The sequence below is a fragment of the Streptomyces sp. NPDC005483 genome (assembly GCF_040606035.1).
Taxonomy (GTDB): domain Bacteria; phylum Actinomycetota; class Actinomycetes; order Streptomycetales; family Streptomycetaceae; genus Streptomyces.
Genome location: NZ_JBEXEA010000059.1, coordinates 1 through 21,717 on the forward strand (window position 1 = coordinate 1; position 21,717 = coordinate 21,717).

Here is a 21,717-nt window from a genome sequence, read left to right on the forward strand (position 1 = left end):
GGAGGTGTGCCGATGCTGCGTCTCGACGGATGAGACCTTGGCCGCGGCCGCGGTGCCGCCCGGGTGCCACAGCGCGAACAGGAACGCGATCCCCAGGGCGACGGCCATGCCGTAGAAGACCCACTGGTTCGCCTCGGCGAAGTCCACCCGGACCGCGTGGACGATGTCACGCATCCGGCCGGCCGCCGCCGGAGGAGTTGAGGGTGAGCAGGTCACCGATGCCGTCGAGGCCCGCGTGATCTCGCCGCACGGGAGCGGCGAGAGCCCACCCCGTCATCAGGTGGATGCGTTCGCCGGCGTCCGCGAAAGCCACGCGGCCACTGTCAGGGTCCAGCGGACGCGTCGGTCCGAAGTGCTGCCCTCGGGCATCAGGTTTCTCGGCGCGGGCAGATCGGCCAGATCGGAGTTCACTGCCTGCCTGGAGCGGACGTCGGTGCGCACCAGCATGCCGCGCTGATTGTCATGGCGGAGCAGGAACCCGTCGGCCGGCAGCGCGTCCCCCACGTGCACGGACAGCGACCGGCCGCGGGAGCGGTCGAACACGCCGGCCTTCATCTGCGCGGCGCACGCCCAATAGACGAATCGGCCGTTGACCTGCAGTTCGCTGGGCACGCACGCACGCCGAGCCGATGTTGACGTCGATCGCCGCGGCCGTCGAGCCGAGGCGGCTCATCGACAGGTGCCCGGCGGTGGAGTGGCGGCCGCGGCCGTGCGTGTCGACATGACCTTGGAATGCGCCCAGTCGACGAGGAAGTGCTTGCGGTTCGGGCCGCCCGAGAGCAGCGCGTACCGGCCTTCCGCGGCGCTCACCTCACCGTAGAAGCCTCTGCTGCCCACCTCCCACGACGTGCTGGCAGGCCGGGTGGCTGAGCGCACCGCGGTGCTGGCCGAGCAGCTGGCCAGCCCCGACCCCGGCACACGCCTGGACGCGCTGGTCGGGGAAGTACTCGCTGCGTGGTGTCGGCGGCGGGAGTTCGTGCCGTACAGCGGCGAACCGGAAGCCATGAACTGCCCAGCCTTCATCTGCGACACCTGCCGTGAACAGGTGACCGAAGAAGGACTCGTCGTCTGGCGGGTCAAAGTCGGTGCCCCCCGGCGAACCGCGTCAACAGTCCCCGCTGTTCGTCACTCACAAACGGCGCTGCGACCAAGCCCTCACCCGCTGGCTGGACCGCACTTACCCCCGCGACGTCGACTGGATCGACCTCACCGAAGACATCGACGTCTTCCGCAAACAGCTCGACAACAACGCCAACCGCTCCTTCGCCGACGACTACCACCAGACCATCCTGCGCATGCCCCCAGACCCGCACCGCGAGATCCCGCAGATCCCATGACCAGAAGACCCCGACCGGCAACGGCTGTCGGGGCCTTTTCGTGCACCTTCAGCCAGTCAGTCGTCCGTCGACCCACGACTGCACCGGCCCGTACAGCCCGCCCGGCACCAGCTCGGCCAGCTGGCCGCCGTCCACCCACGCCACCTCCGCGACCTCTCGCGGCGACGCGGCGTGCGCCTCTCCGGCCAGCAGCCGGCACGCCACATACATGACCCGCCGACCCGACAACGGATGCACCCGCGAACCCAGCACCACCATCGGCGCCACCGACACACCCACCTCCTCGTCGGCCTCACGCACCGCGGCTTCGCTCGCGGTCTCGCCCGGCTCGGCCTTCCCCGACGGGAGCGTCCACAGCAGGGCACCCACCGGGGAGGCACGACGGATGAGCAGGAGACGGCGCTCGTGGACGATCACCGTGCCAGCGATGGGGGAGAGGGGCATCCAGACATCATCCCGTCGCTAGTGCTCGCGCTTATCGCGGGCATCGCCGGACAAGCATTTCGCATCGCTTTCCCTTGCTCGGTCCTGAAAGGCCATCACCACGCTCTCGCGCAGGCGGACTGGCGAGTCGGTTGCCGCTCGCGGCGCACGGCAAGGGCCAGACCATCTGGTCCCGGGTCCTTGAGCGCTCAGTGGCCGACGTCGCCGAACACCTCGTACGCTTCCGCCGGATCACCGAAGCCGAGTACGGGCCGCAGTGGGAAGACGCCGGCGACGTGCAGGTCGCGGCGAACGACTTCCGAGTCAAGGGGGACCCCGTATCCAAGATCGGCTACATGTCCTCGGACAATCTGAAGCCCGGCGACGGCACGTGGAGTCTCTGCTGAGCCAGGCCCTCGGCGGGCGGCGCGGCGGTGCCTCCCGCCCGCCGAGGAGCACGTAAGGCCATGGCCGGCTTGCGGACCGATCTCCAGCTGTCCGAACGAAACCGACTCAGACCATAGAGAACAAGCTCAGTCGCCGACGTGGATGCCGGGGCGGCGGTCGGGGTCGGGTTCGTTGCTGCGGATGATCTCCCGGGTGACGGGAGCGGTGTCGCCGCGGCCAAGGAGGAAGTAGCGGATCATGTGCACCAGGGGGCTGCCTTCGGCCCAGGCGAAGTAGCAGTGTGGCCGCACACCGGTGCCGTCGCGCAGGGCCAGCAAGATGGCGGCTATGGCGTTGGGCGCGGCCGGGGCCTGGGCGCGCAGGATGCGGTAGCCGTCGACTTCGACGCCGTGGACGGTGAGGGTGTCGCTGAAGTCGGACGGGTCGACGACGTCGATCTCCAGGAAGAGCACGTCGGCTGGGCCCGGTACCGGGTTGGTGCCGCGCTGTTCGCGTTCCTTGGCGCTGTACTCGGCGGCGTCGCCGGTCTGGCGGCGGTTGGCGATGATGTTGATGGACTGGTCGTGGGCGAGGGTGTCGGTGATGAACTGGCGGGCGGTCTCGTCGAAGACGAGGCGGTCGGCGCGCAGCTCGGTGGTGCGCGATACGCGGGAGACCAGTGACACGGCGACGATGCCGAGGATGAAGAAGCCGGAGATGGCGATGCCGTCCGGCTTGTCGACGATGTTGGCGATCAACGCGTAGAACAGGACCGCGGTGAGCGCAGCGAATCCGGTGGTGGCTGCGCGCCGTCGGTGGCGGGCGACGAAGACGGTGACGGCGAAAGCGCCGGAGACCATCATCGCCAGGATGCCGGTGGCGTAGGCGCCGGCCTGTTTGTCGACGTCGGCGTCGAACGCGATGGTGATGATGATGCACAGGGCGGTGTAGACGAGGACGACCGGGCGTACCGCGCGTCCCCATTCTGGGGCCATGCCGTAGTCGGGCAGGTAGCGGGGCACGATGTTGATCAGCCCTGCCATGGCGGAGGCGCCGGCGAACCACAGGATGAGGATGGTGCTGATGTCGTAGACGGTGCCGAACGCCTCACCGACATGCTCGTGGGCCAGCCAGGCCAGGGCGCGGCCGTTGGCGGCCCCACCAGGCTCGAACTCGGCCTTGGGGATGAGGACGGTGGTGACGAAGCTGGCGGCGAGCAGGTAGACGCTCATGGTGAGCGCGGCGGTGGTGAGGAGCTTGCGGGTGTTGCGGATGCGGGCCTCGAGCCGCTGTTCGGTATCGGCGCCGTCGGCGGCCACCAGCGGCATCATGCTCACTCCGGTTTCGAAGCCGGACAGGCCCAGTACCAGCAAGGGGAAGGCCAGCAGTGCCGGGCGGGCCAGATCGCCGAGGCCGCCCAGGTCGGTGAGGGAGCCGGTCCATGCCGACCAGGCGTCGGGATCGGTGAGCACATGGGCCACGCCGACCCCGATGACGATGGCGTTGAGGGCGAGGAAGACCGCCACCAGGGGGATGGCCACCTTGACCGCCTCGCTGAAGCCCAGCAGGAACACTCCGCCAAGAATCAGCAGCAGCGCTACCGTCATGGCGACCTCGTGGCCGTGCAGTACTGCGGGGAAGAAGGGGTTCTCCACCACGTGCACCGAGGCGTCCGCCGTGGACAGCGTGATGGTGATGATCCACGAGGTGGCAACGAAGCCGAGCAGGACGAGCACGAACAGCTTGCCCCACCAGAACGGCAGCAGATCCTCCAGCATCGCCACCGACCCCGCACCGTGCGGGCTCTCCCTGGCCACCCTGCGATACATCGGCAGCATCCCCAGCAGCGTCAACGCCACGATCAGCAGGGTCGCCAATGGTGAGACGGCGCCTGCGGCCACGGCGGCGATCGCCGGTACGTAGGCCAAACTGGAGAAGTAGTCGACGCCGGTCAGGCACATGACCTTCCACCAGGCATGCTGCTCGGCATGACTCTCACCGGCCGCCGGACCCACCGGCTGCACTCGGTGGCGCAGCAGCCACCGCGCCGCCCTGCTTGTTGGCTCGGCCCGGAAGGCGGGACTGTCCACCGACTCCGGCATCACCGGCCGACTCGCCTTACTCATGTCCCCGTGGTCCTTCCACTGTCTGATCCCTGAAATGGTCGCCGGAGCGGCAGATGGCACCAGCGATCACCGAGTATGCAGCCCCTGGATGCTCCTCCGGCACTTAGGTACCTCAGTGTGCGAGCACGACGAAGTGGTCAACCAGCTCGCGATGCGGCCACGTCGGGTGGCCCCTGAGCACCCCGGCGTCAAAGTGGCGGCGCCCCAACTGCAGTGCTAGCGCAGCGGGTTGTCGTTGCCCGTGAGACGACTGGGATCTGCGGGTGGAGCCGACCAACCGGTGTGCTGTTCGACCAGTAGCCTGCCCAGCGCCCGGCCTGTGCCAGCGGTTCACAGCAGCGTGCTGCGGAACCCCGGCCACTCCCGCTGCCACTGCTCGGCAGCCCTGCGCTCCACCCGGGCGTGATCATCTGGGCCGCGCTCCCTGCAGTCCGGCGCCCAGGGCAGGCGAGGAGACCAGTGCTGTGAAGGCGCGACGGCGAACCGGCCCCACCGACGTGGTGAAGGCGATCGTCCACAACCGCGACGGCGGCGCCTGTGTGCGCTGCGGGACACGGAACGGCCTGACCACCCACCACCGTGTGAACCGCGGCATGGGCGGCGCCCGGGAGGAGTGGATCAACCAGGCCTACAACCTGCTCCTCGTGTGCACCGTCTACAACGGCTGGTTCGAGGACAACCCGCGGGAGTCGTACGAGCGAAGGTGGAAGGTTCGCCGGCCGCAGCTCCCCGGAGATCCTGGTGACGTACGCCGACGGCCGCGAGTACCTGCTCACCCCGGACGGCCTGCGCTTCACGACCGTGGCGGGCGTCGACGAGGGTGGTCGGTATGCCGGACAGGCCGAAGACGCCGACTGCCAGCGTGGTCCGTCGGGAATGTCGGCGACCGCGGCGGCGTTCGCGGCGGCGTTCGCGCTGACCTTGTTCACGTATCGGTCCCTCGAGTCCGAGGTCAGTCCGAAGTCAGTCGGAGGCCGACCGCAGGGCGTCGGAGATGGACTTGGCTCCGCCGTGCGCGGTGAAGCCGCCGTCGACGGGGATCTCGGCGCCGGTGATGAAGGAGGCGTCGTCGGAGAGGAGGAAGACCACCAGCGGGGTGATCTCGTCGACGGTGCCGGTGCGGGCCAGCGGCGTCTCGCGGATGTTCGCCTCGCGGAAGGCGGGCGCGGCGGAGGCGGTCATCTCGGTCTCGATGAAGCCGGGATGGACGGTGTTCACGCGGATGCCCCGTGGGCCCAGCTCGACGCAGGCCGCCTTCGACAGGCCGCGCAGCGCCCACTTGCTGGCCGTGTACGCGACCGGGTAGTGCCCGGTGAGCCCGGCGGAGGAGCCGACGTTGACGATCGACGAGCCCCGCGGCATCAGCGGAGCCAGGTGCTGGATGGCAAGGAGCGGGCCGGTGACGTTGACCGCCTGGACGCGGGCGAAGTCCTCGGGCGTGACCTCGTGCAACCGCGCGCGCCAGGTGATGCCGGCGTTGTTGACCAGCCCGTGGACCTCTCCGTACTGGCGACGCAGCCCTTCGGCGAGCGCCGCCCATTCCTTCGGCTCGGTGACGTCCAGGTGCAGACAACCCGGAGCTTGCGTCACATCGGTGGCGACGACCACCGCCCCCGCCCGGGTCAGCGCCTCGGCCTCGGCCGCGCCCTGCCCGCGCGCGGCTCCGGTGACGACGACGACCTTGCCGTCCAGCCTGTTCGCGACCCCGCGGTTCACGGGCGCAGCCGCGGGCGCTTGCGGGCCCGGGGGATCGGTACCGGTCCGGCGCCTGGAACGACGGTGTTGGACACGGTGCCGATGCCCTCGACGGTGAGGGTGACGGTGTCGCCGGGCTTCAGCGGTGGCGGGTCCTGACGCCCCCGTACGCCCCACAGCTCGGCCAGGCAGCCGCCATTGCCGCAGGTGCCGGAGCCGAGCACATCGCCGGGACGGACGTATGTGCCGCGCGAGGCGTAGGCGACCATCTCCTCGAAGGGCTAGCTCATGTTGGACAGCAGGTCCTCGCCGACCACCTTGCCGTTCACCGAGGCGGTCAGCGCCAGCCGCAGGAAACCGTCGGTGTCCCGGTACGGCTCCAGCGCGTCGGCGGTGACCAGGTACGGGCCGAGGGTGGCGGTGGTGTCCTTGCCCTTGCAGGGGCCCAACCCCACCCTCATCTCGGCGGATTGGAGGTCGCGGGCGGACCAGTCGTTGAAGATCGTGTAGCCGATGATGTGGTCGCGGGCCTGCTCGGGTGTGAGGTCGCGGCCCTCGCGGCCGATGACGGCGGCGACTTCGAGTTCGAAGTCCAGGACGGAGGAGCCGGGCGGCACGGGCACGTCGTCGTGGGCGCCGATGACGGCGTACGGATTGGTGAAGTAGAAGGTCGGCGCGTCGTACCAGGCGTCCGGGACCCCGGCCGCGTTGTCGATGCTGCGCCGTACGCCCTCGACGTGCTCCTCGAAGGTGACGAAGTCCCGTACGGACGGCGGCTGTAGAGGCGGCAGCAACCGCACCTGCGAGACATGCGGGCCGCCCGGCACGCCCGGCGTGGCGTTGCCCGCCTCACGCAGGGCCGCGGGGCCCTCCCGGAGCAGGTCGAGCAGCGAGGCGCGGCCGGGGAAGGGGTGGAGGGTGCCGTCGTCCTTCACGGTGGCGACGCTGCGGCGGCCGTGGTGTTCGTACGTGGCGAAGCGCATGGCATTCCTGGGGTGAGGCGTAGGTATGGACCGGGGGCCAGGGGAGTCAGGGCATGGACCGTTCCGTGCCCCCGGAGCCGAGGGGGATCAGACCGGCGGGGCGACGAAGACGCCGGGGTCGACGTCGTTGAAGGACTCCTTGGCGACCAGCTCGTTCATCGGGTTCGCCGTGCCCCACTGGTCGGTGACCTCGGGCCGGGAGAAGTCGTAGACGTGCGGATGCCAGGTGTCCTCGTCGAGCTCCTCCAGCTCTGTTGTGTACTCGACCGTGTTGCCGTGCGGGTCGAGGAAGTACGTGAAGGTGTTGTCGCCCGCCATGTGTCGGCCCGGCCCCCAGACCTTGCGGGCGCCGGAGCGCATCACGCGCCCCGAGCCGCGCATGTACTCGTCCAGGCCGCGCATCTCGAACGAGACGTGGTGCAGGGATGTGTGCGGGCCCTTGGCGAGGGCCATCGAGTGGTGTTGGTTGCTGATCCGCATGAAGTGCATGACCTCGCCCATGTGCGGGGAGCTGAGCGTGTCCGACAGCCTGAAGCCGAGGTGGCGCTCGTACCAGGCGCGGGTGGCGTCCAGGTCGGGGGAGTTGAGGACGACGTGAGAGAGGCGGACCGGGATGGCCTCCTTCTCCTCGATACGCCGGTGCCGCCGGGCCTCGACTTCCGCCGAGACCTCGATGGTGCGGCCGTCGCCGTCGAAGAAGCGGAAGCCGTAGCCCCCGCCCGGGGTGTCGACCTTCCCCGGCTGCGAGATCAACCGCACGCCATCCGCGAGGAGTTGCTCGGCGAGCGTGTCCACGTCGGCGACCGACGCGGCGCCGTAGGACACGAGATCGAGCCGCTTCTCGTCTGCCTTGCGGAGCCGTACGACGTACTGCTCCGGTGAACCCTCTGCCGCCAGGAAGGAGATCCCGGAGTCTTCGGCGATCGTTGTCAGGCCCCAGACTCCGGCGTAGAAGTCGAGCTGCTTGTCGTAGTCGGGCACGGCGAGGTCGACGTGTCGCAGGTGGGTGAGCAGGCGGTGGGGTAGGTCGTTGGTCATGTCGGGGCTCCTCAGGAGAGGCGCAGCAGCGCTGCCGCGTTGCCGCCGCGTACGGCGTGGAAGTGGGGGTCGGGCAGGTCTGTGGCGGCGCGCAGCGCGCCGACCGGGTCCTCGGTGCCCATGTCGAAGGGGAAGTCCGAGCCGAGCAGGACCCGGTCGGGGCCGGCGACCCGGATCAGTTCGCGCAGGACGTGCGGGTCGTGGACGAGCGAGTCGAAGTACAGCCGCTTGAGGTAGCTGCTCGGCTCGGACGCGCAGCCCCGCGTGTCCGATCTTGCCCGCCAGGCGTGGTCGGAGCGGCCGATGTGGGTGGGCAGGTAGCCGCCACCGTGCGCGGCGATCACCTTCAGGCCGGGGTGGCGGTCCAGCACGCCGGAGAAGATGAGGTGGGAGAGCGCGACGGCGTTCTCGGTGGGCTGGCCGACCGTGTTGGACAGGTACCAGCGGTCCAGGCGCTCGTCGAGCGTGCAGCCGAAGGGGTGCAGGAAGAGCAGCGCCCCGGACGCCTCGGCGAGCGCCCAGAACGTGTCGTACGCCGGGTCCGAAAGCTCGCGCCCGGGCGCGTGGCTGGAGATCTCCACTCCGCGCAGGCCCAGGCCGAGGGCGTGGTCGAGGGCCTTGACCGCGAGGTCCGGGTGCTGGAGCGGGACGAGGCCCAGTCCGTGAAGCCGGTCGGGGGCCTGGGCGACGTGCGCGGCGGTGCCGGCGTTGGCCAGCTCCCACACCGTACGGGCCAGGTCCTCGTCGGCCCAGTAGTGGTAGTGCGACGGGGACGGCGAGACCAGTTGGACGTCGACGCCGGAGGCGTCCATCGCGGTGAGCCGGGCCGTCACGTCGGTCAGCCGAGGGAGGCGGTCGCGGACCATCGGGCCGCTGACGGCGAGCGCCTCGGGGCCGTTGCGGCGGGCGTCGAGACTGCGGGCGGCGGCCAGCCCGGGGTGTCCGGCGACGGCCTCCTCGACCTGCGGCAGCAGGACGTGCGCGTGAACGTCGATGGTGGGGCTTGCCGTGGTGGCCAGGCTGTCCGTGGCCAGGCTGTCCGGGGTTGTCACGGGGCCTCCTTCAGGGCGGACATCGTGCGGCCGATCAGGCCGGGCACGTCGGCGTCACGGACGCCGTCCAGCTGCCACTGGCCGAGCTGCACCGAGGCCTCGACGACCATGCGGACACGGTTGATGCGGCGCTCGTGGTAGCGGGTCAGCAGGTCGTCGAGGGAGTCGAGGGAGTCCCACGACTCCTCCGCGGTCAGCAGCTCGGCCAGTACGGAGGCGTCCTCCAGCGACATGGCCGCGCCCTGCGCGAGGGTGGGCGGGCAGGCGTGGGCGGCGTCGCCGACCAGCACGACCCGGCCCCGGTGCCAGCAACCCTCGACGAGCAACCGGTCGAACCAGGTGTAGTTGACGTTGGCCGGGTCGGTGATGCTCGCGGCGATCTCGGGCCAGGCGCCGCCGTACGGGGCTGCCAGGCGCCGCATCTCGTCCGCGTACGAGGCCGGGTCGATGGAGGCGCGGTCACGGTTGGCCTCGACGAGATAGGCGTAGATGGTGTTCTCACTGGTGGGGCAGTAGCCGGCGATGTAGGAGGGCCCGCCGAAGGCGAGGTCCGTGCGCTCCACGCTCGCCGGGCGGGGGGCGGCGACGCGCCAGATGGCCATGCCGGTCGGCTCGGGCTTCTCACTGATGCCGATCATCGCGCGGGTCTGGGAGTTGAGACCGTCGGCCGCGATGACGAGGTCGTAGCGGCCCTCGCTGCCGTCGTTGAAGCGGGCGGTGACGCCCCTCTCGTCCTGGAGCAGCTCGTCCGCGGTGGTGCCGAGGCGGACCGTCGCACCACTGGCCCGGACCGCCTCGCACAGGATCCCCTGGAGCCGGGGCCGCTGCATGCCGATGGTCGCGGGCAGGTCCTCGCCGCCGGTACGGATGTCCTGCTGGACGTGGAACACGTGTCCGTCGGGCGTGGCCAGGCCCACCGAGTCGAAGGCGTAGCCGCTCTCCCGGATCTTGTCCCACACGCCCAGCTCGCGCAGTACGCGCAGCGCGTTGCCCTGGAGGGTGATGCCGGAACCGAGGACGTTCCAGTCGGGCTTGGCCTCGATCAGGTCCACGGTGATGCCCGCTCGCCGCAGCAGCACGGTCAGGGCGTTGCCGGAGGCACCGCCGCCGATGACGAGGACGGTGCGGGGGCCGGGGTCGGGCATGGGATCTCCCTACGGTGGGGCCGCGCGACTTCGAGCGGCAGCGGTGGTGGTGCGGGCCGGGTGGGCTGGGCTGGGCTGTCTCGGCGATGCCCACCCCGCCGGTACGGAGCGTTACTTGACGGCGATCGGGTTCACGGGGGAGCCGACGGCGCCGGTGATGGGCAGGGGCGCGGCGGTGAGCCAGAACTCGTAGCGCCCGTCGGCCGCGCAGTGGTCGGCGAGGGCGTCGAGGTCCCACATCTCGCCGATGAGCAGGCCCATGTTGGGGATGGCGACCTGGTGCAGCGGCTGGAAGGCGTGGTCGAACTCGTTGGGCCGGACCTCGAAACCCCAGGTGTCGGTGGCGATCCCGGCGATCTCGCTGCCGTGCAGCCAGCCGGCGGTGGTGAAGCTCAGCCCGGGCGAGGGACCGCCCGCGTACTCGCCCCAGCCGTCGCGCTTGGCGCGGGCCAGCCGTCCGGTGCGGACGAGGACGAGGTCGCCGCGGCCGACGGTGACGCCGTGCGCCGCTGCGCTGGCGGTCAGGTGCTCCTCGGTGATGGCGAAGCCGTCGGGCAGTTCGCCGTTCCGGCCGACGACCAGACCCACATCGAGGAGGACGCCCCGCCCGGCCACGTACGGCGCCATGTGCTCGATGCCGGTGACGAGGTCGCCGTCGGAGGTGACGACCTTCTCGGCGGCCCGCCCGTTCCATGCCTTGCCATGGTCGAAGATGTGGCCGAGGCCGTCCCACTGGGTGGAGCACTGCAGCGGCATCGCGATCACGTCGTCGGCACCGCCGATGCCGTGCGGGAAGCCCTGGTTGCCCAGGGCGGCGTCGGTGCCGGTGTCGAGCATGGTGTGCACCGGATTCGTACGCCGCCGCCAGCCCTTCTGCGGGCCGTTCATGTCGAAGCGCTGGGAGAGCGAGAAGCTGACGCCGTCGCGGACGAGGGCCGCGCCCTCGCGGCGTTTCTCGGCGTCCAGGAAGTTGAGCGTGCCGAGGACGTCGTCCTCACCCCAACGGCCCCAGTTGGAGTACGTTTTGGCGGCCTCGGCGATCGCGGCCTCGGCGTCCTGTGCGTCAGGCACGGTCGTGCGGTCGGTCACGACGCCTCCTCCGCGACACAGCGGGTGCGCTGGGCGCCGAGCCCCGTGACGGATCCGTCCATCACGTCGCCGTCGCGCAGCAGTCGGCCCCAGTGCATGCCGTTCCCGGCCGGGCTGCCGGTCAACACCAGGTCGCCGGGCAGGAGTCGGGCGGTCTGGGAGATGTACGAGACCATCCGCGCCACGCCGAAGATCATGTCCTTGGTGGACTCGTCCTGCATGGTCTCGCCGTTGAGCTTCAGGGTGACCCGAAGGTCGGACGGGTCGGCGATGGACCCGGCCGGGACGATCCAGGGGCCGAGCGGGGTGAAGCCCGGAGCGTTCTTGCAGCGCAGCCAGTCGGTGCCGATGGCGGGCATGTCCCGGCGGAAGACGGTCGCCCGGTCGGTGAGGTCGTTGGCGATGGTGTAGCCCGCGACGTGTTCCAGGGCCTCTTCCGCCGTGACCCGGTGGGCTGGGCGCGAGATCACCGCGACCAGTTCCAGCTCCCAGTCGGGCTGCTTGGCCCAGGAGGGCAGTACGACGTCGTCGTAGGGGCCTGTGATCGTCGTCGGCAGGCCGATGAAGACGTACGGGAGGTCCTCGGCGGCCCGCTTGTCCATGATCGCCGCGATCTCGGCGTGAGCCTCCTCGACGGTGCGTGGGTCGTCCGGGGCGCGGTGCGCGAGCTCCAGGTCGATCACGTGCTGCCGGTAGTTGGCGCCGGACTGGAAGATCTGGCGAGGCTCGACGGGCGCGTGCACATCCAGGCCGTCGAGCGACAGCCATTCACCGGTCGGATCGCTCGCGAGGTCGTGCAGGCGCGGTAGTTCCTCGTCCCAGCGCTCTAGGAGCGCGAGGGTGGTCGTACGCAGGTCCCGCACCCTGCCGTCCGGGAGCACCAGCCCTGCGGACGGGGTCCGGCCCGGGGCGGAGAAGGTGCCGACGGCGAAGGGGCCGGTGAAGAGTGGTGCCGACGTGGCTGCGGATTTCACGGAGATGTCCTCCCGATTGCGATGTCACCAATCTGGCGGGTAAATTCCGATCGGGGAAATCGATTCCTTGGATGGTCCGAATCCAGGCGGCAAATACCTAAGGGTTCGGTTTCTTACTCCGCACTGGGGCGTCTCGTGAACCTGGCCAGCCTTGACCTCAACCTCGTTGTCGCCCTGCGCGCCCTCCTGGAGGAGCGCAACGTCACCAGAGCCGGCCGGCGCATCGGTCTCAGCCAGCCCGCGATGAGCGCCGCCCTGGCACGGCTGCGCCGTCACTTCGACGACGACCTGCTCTCCCGGGCCGGCGGACGCTACGAACTGACCGCCCTGGGCCTGGCCCTCCTCGACCGCACCGTCACCGCCTGCGACCTGCTTGAACGCGTCTTCACCAGCCAGGCGGTGTTCGACCCTGCCCACGAGGAGCACGAGTTCACGCTGATCGCCTCCGACTACGCGGTGGCCGTCTTCGGTGCCGAACTCGCCCGTACGGTGCACGCCGAGGCACCAGGCATCCAGCTCCGGTTCAGGCAGGCCCCGCCGGACATCACAGAAAACACCACCGCGCTGCTCAGCACCGCCGACGGCCTGCTGCTGCCGCACGGCATCATCAGCGACTTTCCCACCGTGGAGCTCTACCGGGACCGCTGGGTCTACCTCGTCGCCGACGACAATCCCGAGGTCGGCGAGCAGCTCACCCTCGACGACCTGGCCCGGCTGCCGTGGGTGACGTACCAGCGCACGTACGACGCGCCCGCCGCCCGCCAGATCGGCATGCTCGGTATCGAGCCGCGCGTCGAGGTCTCCGTCGACAGCTTCCAGTTGATGCCCCTCCTGGTTGCCGGGACCCGCCGGGTGGCCCTCATCCAGGGGCATCTCGCCGACCGGCTGAACGGAATCGTCCCCGTACGGGTCGTGGAACCGCCCTACGACGCCGTGCCGCTCCAAGAAGCCCTGTGGTGGCACCCCGTCCACACGCACGACGCGGCGCACATCTGGCTGCGGGAGACGGCGGCACGGGTCGCCGAGACCATCCACGGCAAGGATGATCGCCATTCGGCAGATCGATCGGACAAAGGCTAGGCAGGACTGGGCCGTTCGGTCATAGTCGACCCCAGTTCCTGCGCACGCTCCTCTTCTCGGGGTGTCTTTCCCCGGTGGCGTGCCCGCCTCTCGCCTCGCCACGTGGAGTTCCCGCATGCCCGCTTCCGTGCCACCGCCATCGTCCCCGCCCGCTTACGCGGAACCAGTAACGCCGCCCGGTGCGACCCTTCCGACGTCCGGCACCGCGCACCGGCTGCGCGTCGCTCTGCTCATGGCCGGCAGCTGTCTGCCGATCCTCGGGGCCGTCCTGATCGCCCCCGTGCTGCCCAAGATGCAGGACCACTTCGCCGAGGTGCCCGGAGCGAGCGCCCTGGTCCCGATGGCCCTCACCGTCCCGGCCCTGGCGCTGGGCCTGCTGGCCCCCTTCGCGGGCGTCATCGTCGACCGGCTCGGCCGCAAGCGGCTGCTGATCGTCGCGACCGTGCTGTACGCGGTCTTCGGCACCGCCCCGCTGTGGCTGGAGTCGCTGGGGGCCATCGTGGCCAGCCGCGCCCTGGTCGGTATCGCCGAGGCCGCCATCATGACCTGCTGCACCACGCTGATCGGCGACTACTACAGCGGTCGGGTACGGGACCGCTACCTCGCCCTCCAGACCATGTGCGCCTCCGCCTCCGCGACCGCCTTCTTCGCCATCGGCGGTGCCGCGGGCTCGGCCGGCTGGCGGACCCCGTTCTGGATCTACGCCGTCAGCCTGCTCATCGCCCCGCTCATGGCCATCGGGCTGCCGAAGCCGACCGCTGCCACCGGTGCCGCCGCCGAGGACGGGGGGAGCACGGACACCACGGTCGCTCCGAAGCGTTCCTTCCCCTTTCGGCAACTGGCCGGGATCTGCGCACTCACGGTGTTCGGGGCCCTCGTCTTCTACACCGTCCCGGTGGAGATGTCCTACCTGCTGGATGCCCTCGGCGTGACAGCGACCAGCGTGATCGGGCTGGCCACAGCCATCGCCAGCGCCGCCACCATGGCCGGTGCGATCACCTTCGCCAAGCTGCGCGGGGCGCCGGGGCCCCGCTTGCCACTGGTCTTCGCTCTGTGCGCGGTCGGGTTCGCGGTGGTGTGGCTCGCGGACAGCACGCCTGTGCTGATCGCCGGTGCCGTACTCAACTGCCTCGGCACCGGTCTCCTGTTGCCCTCCCTGCTCACCATCGCCATGTCCAAGCTGGACTTTGCAGACCGCGGGCGTGGCACCGGTCTGTGGACCGCGTCCTTCTTCACCGGCGAGTTCATCTGCCCCCTGGTGCTGATCGCGGCTGAGTCCGCTCTCGGTACCCTGGCCGCCGCCGTCGGCCTGCTCGGCCTGGCCTCGGCCGTCGTTGCGGTAGGCCTATTCCTGACCGCCCGGCGCAGGGGCGCGGCAGTCGCGCCGCTGCTCCAGTAGCAGGAAGTCGCCCGCGGCGGGCGAGTCGAGGGCGCGCTGCCCCGCCAGGGGACCGGCGCGAGCACACCGGCGTGACCGCGAGGTGCTGCGGCGCGGTCGCGCTCCTGTCCTGGTTGAGTGTGCGCCTCGGCGTCAGAAGCCGCCGCAGGGTCGGTCCTGCCGAGGGCGTCGTCCGGCTCGGCGGGGTGAAGCGCGTCCGCTTGGTGGCCTGGGGGTCAGGGCGCGTCGGTGAGGACCCGGCCGTCGGTGGCCGCGAGCGCGGCGATGCCGCTTGCGTAGGCGGACTGTACGCGGGAGCGCTCGGTGGCGTTCGGTGTGGCGTTGGTACAGGCCGTGCCCGCGCTCGATCCCGACATCAGCTGTGAGCAGGGGCCGGGCTTGGTGTCCGGCAGGCCGAGGCTGTGCCCCAGCTCGTGTGCGGCGATCCGCGTCTTGTTGTAGCCCTGGTCCACGGCCTGGCTGCCGAGCTCGACGCGGACCTGACGGCCCGGACGAACGGGGCCGAGCGTGGCCTGCGGCCAGCCCGTGGTGGCGACGATCACGATCTCGGCTACGGTGCCGGGCGCCGCTTCCACCAGATGGACGTTGCTCACGTTCGCGTTCCACGAGGCGACTCCGGCCGCGATCGCTGCCTCCCAGCCTGCGGCGCGGCTGTCGTCGTAGCGAAGGGTCACCGCTGCCGCCTGCGCGGCAGACGATTCACCCGCGGGAGTGGGGGCGGCGGTCGCGGCGCCCGCCATGGCGAGGACGAGCGCTGCGGCGGAAGTGCCTGCCTTGAGCCAAGTGCCGAGGGGCATTGCTGCTCCTTCATCCGTGGGGGAATCCGGCCCCGGCGGGGCCGGGTACGCGAAGGAGCGTCACGGGTTTTCCGGTGGGGCCGGGCGCACCGTCGACCGCCCCTCCGGGGCGTTGCGATGGTATGCCCTACCAGCCCTGCCCGTCATGTACCTGCCATGGTGAGTATCCGCCAGAATCGAGTTTGCAGCGGCAGTTGTGTGGCTGGTCTCTCAATGCCACTCGCTGTGCCGAGTTCGAGCGCTAGCCCCCCAACGAACGGGTCGTGATGGGGCATCGTCCTTTCACCTGCGCGACCCGGCCGAAATCTCGACCTGGACGTCGAGGGATCTGCCTACCGAGTCAATGACGCGGGGGTGCTGGAGGAACGCGTTGTCCTGGCCGTCCGCGAAGTGGTGAGCCACACGGTCGCCGATGCGTCGACTGTCCCGGACGTAGGTCCGGCAGCCGAGCACCTGCGCTCGCCTGGCAGGCCGCGTATGGGCTGCACCCGGATCCCGTACGGGCGTACGGCGAGGCGACGTTCTTGCCTTCCAGGGCGGACTCGAGTAGCCGCTCGGTCAGTTGTTGCAGCAACGCGCTCGACTTGCGCTGGGTGTTCTTCATCAACAGCCCCATCGGCCTGGCCGTCCTTGTCGGCACCACACGGGCGCCCGGGAAGCCGGTGCCGCCTCCGCCGCCGGCACACCGTACATCTCGAATTCTCGATCTCGCGCGCTTCCGGCATGGGCACCGAGGGGACGGCCGTGCCCGACGCGGGGGTGACCGCCGCTGAAAGCTTCCACTGCGCCAGCGTGCGCTGGTCGGTCTGGTGTACCTACGCCGGCACGACACTCTCGCCCGGCTCGCTGCCGGGTTCGGCATCTCTGTCGGCACGGCCCACGCCTACACGGCAGCCGTCGTCGCCCTGCTTGCCGACCGCGGCCCGGGCCTGCTGCGCGTCCTGCGCGAGTCTGACCCGGAGGAGGTCCTGCTCGACGGAACCCTGGCAGAGTGCGACCGGGTCGGCGACAGCCGGGCCGACTTCTCCCACAAGCACCGACACGGGGTAAACGTGAAGGTGGTGACCGACCCAGCCGGGCAGCTGCTGTGGATCTCGCCCGCGCTGCCCGGCCGCGCACACGATCTCACCGCGGCCCGCACCCACCGGATCATCCGGATCTGCGAACGCCAGGGCATCCCGATGCTGGCCTACCGGGCCTGCTGGGAGCCGGCCCATGGGTGACGACACCTCTCAGACGTCCGCCGGGCCGTGACTCACAGCCACCCAGCAAACCGTCAACCGAGCGCTTCCCGCGGCCCGGGCCCCGGTCGAGCGTGGCATCGACCGACTGAAGTCGTGGCGGATCGTCCGCAGGTCCTGGTGCGGCCCGAACCGAATGATGTCAATCGCCGCGGCCGCCCTGGAGCGGCAACGCTGAAAAAGCCTCAGTGGGTGCAGAGCCCTTGCCGTCGCCCCATTCAGACGTGTAAGTATTACAACCGTAAGAAGAACGACCGTAATATAATTACACGCTGCGGTCCTCGCGCCGTGTTCGAGGAGGCCAGATGAAGACGACAAAGGGCATGAAATGGATCGACGTACCCACCCGCACGATCGACGTCGGCGGGGTGCCGTTCGCCTACCGCGAGCTTGGTCCGACCGGTGGTGTTCCGGTGGTGTTCCTGCACCACCTGATGGCTGTCCTTGACGACTGGGACCCGAGGATCATCGACGGCATCGCTGCCCGCCACCGGGTGATCACGTTCGACAACCGCGGGGTCGGCGGGTCCGGAGGCTCCGTGCCGCCCGACCTCGCGGACATGGGCCGCGACGCCGTCGCATTCATCCGTGCGATGGGACTCGAGAAGGTCGACCTCTTCGGGTTCTCGCTCGGCGGCGGAGTCGCCCAGATGGTGGCCCTGCAGGCACCCGAGCTTGTGCGCCGGATCATCCTGGCCGGGACCGGTCCCCGCGGAGGCGGCGGCATCAAGGAGATCAACAAGGTCGCGGTCAAGGCGTACGTCAAGTCCGCGCTCACCCTGAAAGACGCCAGGACGTTCCTGTTCTTCCCGCGCGACGCCGAGGGCAAGCGGGCCGCGAAGGACTACCTCGCCCGGCTCAAGGAACGCACCCAGAATCGCGACGAGAAAATCTCCCTACAGGCTCGACGCGCGCAGCTGAAGGCCATCCGCGCGGCCGGACTCCACGCACCCGACGACCTCTCGGTGATCACCCAGCCGGTCTTCGTCGCCAACGGTGATCACGACCTCATGGTGGCCAGCAGCAACTCGGCCGACATGGCCCGCCGGATCCCGAACGCCCGCCTGAAGATCTACCCCAACTCCGGGCACGGCGGCGTCTTCCAGTACCACCGGGAGTTCGTCCCCGAGGTTCTGGAGTTCCTCAATGGCTGAGAGATCCGACCGGTCGATCGCCGGAAAGGTCGCCCTCGTCACCGGCGGTGGCCGGGGCCTGGGCGCGGCGACCGCGCGGTCCCTGACCACCGCCGGTGCCCGGGTCTTCGTGGTCGATGTGCACCGTCCGGCCGCGGGCGAGGCGATCGACGAGCGGGTCACCTACCTGGTCGGTGATGTGACCGACCTCGGCGACATGACCCGAGCGGTCGAGACCGTCGTCAGGGACGCCGGCCGCCTGGACATCGTGATCGCGAACGCCGGTGTGGTTGCGCGGGGCGTGACCCTTCGGGCGTCATCGCCTCCGGTGGTCGACCGACTCTTCGACGTGAACGTCGGGGGTGTCCTCAACACGGTCCGTGCTGCCCTCCCGGGCCTTATCGACAACCGTGGCCGGCTCGTCCTGATCTCGTCGGTGTTCGCCTTCGTCAACGGGGCCGGCACGATCCCGTACGCGATGAGCAAGGCAGCGGTCGAGCAGCTTGGCCGTGGACTGAGGGTCGAGCTTGCCGCCCATGGCGTCAGCGTCACGACCGCGTACTTCGCAATGATCAACACAGACATGATCCGACAGAGCGTCGACGAGGATCCAGCAGCCCAGGCGCTGCTCGACACTCAACCGAGGTTCCTGCGCAAGCGCATCAGCCCCGAGCAAGCGGCGCAAGCCATCGTCGAGGGCCTGTGCCGCCGCGATGTGCGGGTCTTCCGTCCGCGCAGATGGACAGTGGTCTCGAAGGTCCGCGGCATCATCGCACCAGCCCTGGACTCCGGCCTGGCGCGGGATCGCACCGTCCAGAGCATCCTCGGACGCCTTGACGGGCGTGAGGGCGAGGACTTTCTCACCACCTGATGTCAGCAACAACGCGGTGCCCCGACTACGCACAGACCAGGAGCCATTGATGACGAGTTCGACCCGGAACGTGTCCGGTCTACTGACCCGCACCGCGTCGGAGTACCCGGCGCGCACGGCGATCGTCTTCGGTGGCGATCGGATCTCCTACGCGGAACTCGACGCGGCGTCGAACCGGGTGGCGAACCTGCTGACCGAGCGCGGCATCCGCCCTGGCGAGAAGGTTGCCCTGTCCTGCGCGAACGTCCCGCAGTTCACGACGATCTACTTCGGGATCCTCAAGGCCGGCGCGGTCGTCGTGCCGTTGAACGTGCTCCTCAAGGCGCGGGAGATCGCCTACCACCTCAACGACTCGGACGCGACGGCGTACTTCGCCTTCGAAGGCAGTCCAGAACTCCCGATCGGGCGCGAGGCATGGTCGGCCTTTCAGGCCGCCGACCGGGCCGCGCACTTCTTCCTCATCGGCAGCGGCGCGTTTGTGGACGGCGTCACCCCGGACCAGACCTATGCCGCCGCTGTTGCCGGGCAGCCAGAGACGTTCGAGACGATCGAGCGTGCCGACGACGACACCGCGGTCATCCTCTACACATCCGGTACCACCGGGCAGCCCAAAGGCGCAGAACTCAGACACCGGAACGTGTACGACATCGCCCGAGCCGGGGTCCAGCTCTTCGAGTCGGACCCCGCGACACCCGACGTCTACCTGTGCGTTCTTCCGCTCTTCCATGCTTTCGGCCAGATGGTCATCCAGAACGGCGCCATCGGATTCGGCGGCACACTCGTCCTGCAGGCAAGGTTCTCCGCCCATGAGGCGCTGGAGCTCATGCTCGACCATGCCGTGACGTTCTTCGGCGGCGTACCGACCATGTACTGGGGCCTGCTCGAGGCACTCGACGACAGCACCGACGTCGCCCGGCTGGCCGCCAACCTGCGCATCGCCGTGTCCGGTGGTTCTGCGCTTCCCGCGAAGATCCACCAAGAGTTCAAGAAACGCTTCGGTGTGACGATCCTCGAGGGCTACGGGCTCTCGGAGACGGTGGCCATCGCGTCATTCGCCACGTACGGCGAGGAGCCCCGCGTCGGATCGATCGGCCGGCCCATCGCCGGGGTTCAGATGAAGCTCATCAACGACGACTGGTCGGATGTGGAGGACGACCCCGGCGCGGTCGGGGAGATCGCGATCAAGGGCTACAACATCATGAAGGGCTACTACAAGCGCCCCGAGGCCACCTCGGAGGCCATCAACCAAGGATGGTTCCGCACCGGAGATCTGGCGCGCAAGGACGCGGACGGCTTCTACTTCGTCGTCGACCGGTCCAAGGACATGATCATTCGCGGCGGGTTCAACGTCTACCCGCGCGAGCTCGAGGAGGTGCTCATGGAGCACCCCGCCGTCTCCCTGGTCGCCGTCATCGGAGTTCCGCACCCAAGTCACGGGGAAGAGATCAAGGCCGTCGTCGTCAAGAAGGCCGGCGACAGTACGACTGAGGCCGAGCTGACAGCCTGGGGAAAAGAGCAATTCGCCGGCCACAAATACCCGCGCATCGTCGAGTTCGTCGACGCCCTGCCCATGACTGCCACCGGGAAGATCCTCAAGCGCGAACTGTCCTAGTGGACTCGCTCCGACTCCAGCCTCGCTGAAATCGAACGGAAAGCTATGAAAGGAGAGTTGGCACTTCCGGTCGCGAGAACTCCGTACTTCCGGTGGTGGGCGGCCATCGCCGCGAGATCGGTGTGGCTCCTGGATTCGATGACCTCCGTCAGAGAGGCCGCGCTCACGATCGGTGCTGAGGACCTTGCCGGTCGACCTGCCGTAGCGCAGCGCTGCTACGACGTACGGTAGTTGGCCGGGCTGGCGCCGTAACGTGCCTTGAATGCCCGGGAGAAGTGTGAAGAGTCCTTGAAGCCGACGCGCAGGGCGATATCCGCGATCGTCGGGGAGCCCTGGTCCGGCCGCCTCATCAGCATGGCTCGGGCGCGGTCGAGTCGCCGGTCGTAGAGCCAGGTTCGGGGCGTGCTGCCGGCTTCATGGAAGAGCTGGTGGAGATAGCGCAGCGAGAAGCCGAGGGCCTGGCCGACGGTGAGCAGGGTGAGCCCGGGATCGTGCAGTCGTTCGTCCATGTACTCCTTGGCCCGCTCCAGGTCGCGGCGGTGGGCGGCCGGACCGGCTGGTTCGGCGCGGTGCCCGTGGGCGGAACATACGGTGGCCAGCAGATCCAGGACGTTCGCCGTGATCGACCGGGCCAGCCCGGTGTCGAGAGCGCGGGCCTCGTCCGCGAGCGCGCGCAGGACAGGACTGAAGAGCGCGCCCGGGCCGCCCGTGGCCCGGAACGGCACCGCTGTGATCAGTTCGGCCGCCGCGCACCGGGAGGTGAGCATCCCCCGCGGTATCTGCAGGACGATCGACCGGAAACGCTCCTCGGACCGGAAGACGTATGGTCTGGCGCTGTCGACCAGCGTGAAGTCGCCTGGCCCCAGCGTGCAGGAACGGTCGTCCTGCCGCATGGACCCCGCCCCTTCGCGGATCAGGGTGAGGAAGAAGTCCTCTCCCTCCGTCCGGCGGACGAGTTCAGGGGTCCGGGCAGCCTCGTGCGGGTCCGCGCTCATCGTGCTGAGGCGCAGCCCACTCATCTCCCGGGCCACCGAGGAGGCGTCGAAGCCGGCCCTGCGCCCGCCGGGGGCCGTCGCAGGCACTTCACCCGCGATCATCGCGACGAACGCGGTGCGCGTGACGGCGTTCCAGTAATCCCACTGGTCACCCCGGTCGAGGCCGGCCGTGGTGAAGCTCCATTCCGCTGTCGCCGCGCGCTACGGTACCGGAGACCGCGCGCTCCCCGTCATTTCGCTCATCATCAGGTTTCCTTAGCGTTACGACACGGCTCAGAGCATGACACGTGACCGAGCCGGACGAAACAGGCCATGTCGTAGAAACAGGCCCTGTCGCAAA

Annotated in this window: 20 protein-coding genes and 3 pseudogenes; 8 read left to right on the plus strand and 15 right to left on the minus strand. The window is 69.5% G+C overall.

The window, feature by feature from the left end; all coding sequences use genetic code 11:
* The 4 genes and pseudogenes from ABZT06_RS47100 to ABZT06_RS47115 all read right to left on the minus strand — a co-directional run.
* A pseudogene (locus ABZT06_RS47100) lies at nt 1-174 on the minus strand (MFS transporter); the annotation flags it as partial.
* A complete protein-coding gene (locus tag ABZT06_RS47105; protein WP_355755304.1) occupies nt 167-313 on the minus strand; it encodes a hypothetical protein in 147 nt (48 codons plus the stop codon). The gene ABZT06_RS47105 and the pseudogene ABZT06_RS47100, both read right to left, overlap by 8 nt.
* Nucleotides 277-612: a hypothetical protein gene (locus ABZT06_RS47110; RefSeq protein ID WP_355755305.1), complete on the minus strand. Its 336-nt coding sequence runs from the start codon at nt 610-612 to the stop codon at nt 277-279. The genes ABZT06_RS47105 and ABZT06_RS47110 overlap by 37 nt, the downstream gene beginning before the upstream one ends.
* Nucleotides 613-669: 57 nt before the next feature.
* Entirely contained in the window at nt 670-810 is a 141-nt protein-coding gene (locus tag ABZT06_RS47115; RefSeq protein WP_355755307.1) for a hypothetical protein, read from the minus strand.
* A gap of 275 nt (nt 811-1,085) precedes the next feature.
* Between ABZT06_RS47115 and ABZT06_RS47120 the strand changes: the two genes are divergently transcribed.
* The gene (locus tag ABZT06_RS47120; RefSeq protein WP_355755309.1) at nt 1,086-1,337 is read left to right on the plus strand and encodes a hypothetical protein; all 252 of its coding nucleotides are present in this window, start codon (nt 1,086-1,088) and stop codon (nt 1,335-1,337) included.
* 48 nt (nt 1,338-1,385) lie between these two features.
* Here ABZT06_RS47120 and ABZT06_RS47125 read toward each other — a convergent pair whose 3' ends face one another.
* Nucleotides 1,386-1,781 carry an NUDIX domain-containing protein gene (locus ABZT06_RS47125; RefSeq protein ID WP_355755311.1) on the minus strand — a complete coding sequence of 132 codons (396 nt, stop codon included), beginning with the start codon at nt 1,779-1,781 and terminating at the stop codon, nt 1,386-1,388.
* 191 nt (nt 1,782-1,972) lie between these two features.
* Between ABZT06_RS47125 and ABZT06_RS47130 the strand changes: the two genes are divergently transcribed.
* Complete coding sequence (locus ABZT06_RS47130) at nt 1,973-2,167, plus strand: hypothetical protein (protein WP_355755314.1); 195 nt, start codon at nt 1,973-1,975, stop codon at nt 2,165-2,167.
* A 126-nt stretch (nt 2,168-2,293) separates the two neighbouring features.
* Here ABZT06_RS47130 and ABZT06_RS47135 read toward each other — a convergent pair whose 3' ends face one another.
* The 8 genes and pseudogenes from ABZT06_RS47135 to ABZT06_RS47170 form a co-directional block, all read right to left on the minus strand.
* Nucleotides 2,294-4,273, minus strand: a complete 1,980-nt coding sequence (locus tag ABZT06_RS47135; RefSeq protein ID WP_355755316.1) for an amino acid transporter — start codon at nt 4,271-4,273, stop codon at nt 2,294-2,296.
* A gap of 963 nt (nt 4,274-5,236) precedes the next feature.
* Nucleotides 5,237-5,989, minus strand: a complete 753-nt coding sequence (locus ABZT06_RS47140; RefSeq protein ID WP_355755319.1) for an SDR family oxidoreductase — start codon at nt 5,987-5,989, stop codon at nt 5,237-5,239.
* Nucleotides 5,986-6,951, minus strand: a pseudogene (locus ABZT06_RS47145) (fumarylacetoacetate hydrolase family protein). The gene ABZT06_RS47140 and the pseudogene ABZT06_RS47145 overlap by 4 nt, the downstream one beginning before the upstream one ends.
* Nucleotides 6,952-7,038: 87 nt before the next feature.
* Nucleotides 7,039-7,989, minus strand: coding sequence for a VOC family protein (locus ABZT06_RS47150; RefSeq protein WP_355755322.1), 951 nt, complete (start codon nt 7,987-7,989; stop codon nt 7,039-7,041).
* Nucleotides 7,990-8,000: 11 nt separating this feature from the next.
* A complete protein-coding gene (locus ABZT06_RS47155; RefSeq protein WP_355755323.1) occupies nt 8,001-9,041 on the minus strand; it encodes an amidohydrolase family protein in 1,041 nt (346 codons plus the stop codon).
* Nucleotides 9,038-10,186: an FAD-dependent oxidoreductase gene (locus ABZT06_RS47160; protein ID WP_355755325.1), complete on the minus strand. Its 1,149-nt coding sequence runs from the start codon at nt 10,184-10,186 to the stop codon at nt 9,038-9,040. Before ABZT06_RS47160 ends, ABZT06_RS47155 begins: the two co-directional genes overlap by 4 nt.
* Before the next feature lie 111 nt (nt 10,187-10,297).
* The gene (locus ABZT06_RS47165; protein ID WP_355755327.1) at nt 10,298-11,275 is read right to left on the minus strand and encodes a cyclase family protein; all 978 of its coding nucleotides are present in this window, start codon (nt 11,273-11,275) and stop codon (nt 10,298-10,300) included.
* Nucleotides 11,272-12,249, minus strand: a complete 978-nt coding sequence (locus tag ABZT06_RS47170; protein WP_355755329.1) for a fumarylacetoacetate hydrolase family protein — start codon at nt 12,247-12,249, stop codon at nt 11,272-11,274. Before ABZT06_RS47170 ends, ABZT06_RS47165 begins: the two co-directional genes overlap by 4 nt.
* Nucleotides 12,250-12,384: 135 nt before the next feature.
* Between ABZT06_RS47170 and ABZT06_RS47175 the strand changes: the two genes are divergently transcribed.
* Nucleotides 12,385-13,329: a LysR family transcriptional regulator gene (locus ABZT06_RS47175; protein WP_355755331.1), complete on the plus strand. Its 945-nt coding sequence runs from the start codon at nt 12,385-12,387 to the stop codon at nt 13,327-13,329.
* A gap of 115 nt (nt 13,330-13,444) precedes the next feature.
* A complete protein-coding gene (locus tag ABZT06_RS47180) occupies nt 13,445-14,728 on the plus strand; it encodes an MFS transporter (protein WP_355755333.1) in 1,284 nt (427 codons plus the stop codon).
* Nucleotides 14,729-14,943: 215 nt separating this feature from the next.
* On the opposite strand, the gene ABZT06_RS47185 is transcribed toward ABZT06_RS47180, so the two are convergent.
* Entirely contained in the window at nt 14,944-15,525 is a 582-nt protein-coding gene (locus ABZT06_RS47185) for a snapalysin family zinc-dependent metalloprotease (RefSeq protein WP_355755334.1), read from the minus strand.
* 752 nt (nt 15,526-16,277) lie between these two features.
* Between ABZT06_RS47185 and ABZT06_RS47190 the strand changes: the two are divergent.
* From ABZT06_RS47190 to ABZT06_RS47205, 4 genes and pseudogenes are all read left to right on the plus strand, one after another.
* Nucleotides 16,278-16,944: pseudogene (locus ABZT06_RS47190) on the plus strand (transposase family protein); the annotation flags it as partial.
* Between the two features lie 127 nt (nt 16,945-17,071).
* Nucleotides 17,072-17,920, plus strand: a complete 849-nt coding sequence (locus ABZT06_RS47195) for an alpha/beta hydrolase (RefSeq protein WP_355755336.1) — start codon at nt 17,072-17,074, stop codon at nt 17,918-17,920.
* Nucleotides 17,913-18,770: an SDR family NAD(P)-dependent oxidoreductase gene (locus ABZT06_RS47200; protein ID WP_355755339.1), complete on the plus strand. Its 858-nt coding sequence runs from the start codon at nt 17,913-17,915 to the stop codon at nt 18,768-18,770. The genes ABZT06_RS47195 and ABZT06_RS47200 overlap by 8 nt, the downstream gene beginning before the upstream one ends.
* Nucleotides 18,771-18,819: 49 nt before the next feature.
* Nucleotides 18,820-20,382: a long-chain fatty acid--CoA ligase gene (locus ABZT06_RS47205; RefSeq protein ID WP_355755342.1), complete on the plus strand. Its 1,563-nt coding sequence runs from the start codon at nt 18,820-18,822 to the stop codon at nt 20,380-20,382.
* 215 nt (nt 20,383-20,597) lie between these two features.
* On the opposite strand, the gene ABZT06_RS47210 is transcribed toward ABZT06_RS47205, so the two are convergent.
* Nucleotides 20,598-21,464, minus strand: coding sequence for a helix-turn-helix domain-containing protein (locus ABZT06_RS47210; protein ID WP_355755344.1), 867 nt, complete (start codon nt 21,462-21,464; stop codon nt 20,598-20,600).
* Nucleotides 21,465-21,717 lie beyond the last annotated feature (253 nt).

Coding starts and splice junctions, on each gene's coding strand:
- ABZT06_RS47185 (WP_355755334.1), bottom strand. CDS start 15,525: ATGCCCCTCGGCACTTGGCTCAAGGCAGGCACTTCCGCCGCAGCGCTC.
- ABZT06_RS47135 (WP_355755316.1), bottom strand. CDS start 4,273: ATGAGTAAGGCGAGTCGGCCGGTGATGCCGGAGTCGGTGGACAGTCCC.
- ABZT06_RS47205 (WP_355755342.1), top strand. CDS start 18,820: ATGACGAGTTCGACCCGGAACGTGTCCGGTCTACTGACCCGCACCGCG.
- ABZT06_RS47200 (WP_355755339.1), top strand. CDS start 17,913: ATGGCTGAGAGATCCGACCGGTCGATCGCCGGAAAGGTCGCCCTCGTC.
- ABZT06_RS47160 (WP_355755325.1), bottom strand. CDS start 10,186: ATGCCCGACCCCGGCCCCCGCACCGTCCTCGTCATCGGCGGCGGTGCC.
- ABZT06_RS47150 (WP_355755322.1), bottom strand. CDS start 7,989: ATGACCAACGACCTACCCCACCGCCTGCTCACCCACCTGCGACACGTC.
- ABZT06_RS47180 (WP_355755333.1), top strand. CDS start 13,445: ATGCCCGCTTCCGTGCCACCGCCATCGTCCCCGCCCGCTTACGCGGAA.
- ABZT06_RS47125 (WP_355755311.1), bottom strand. CDS start 1,781: ATGCCCCTCTCCCCCATCGCTGGCACGGTGATCGTCCACGAGCGCCGT.
- ABZT06_RS47195 (WP_355755336.1), top strand. CDS start 17,072: ATGAAGACGACAAAGGGCATGAAATGGATCGACGTACCCACCCGCACG.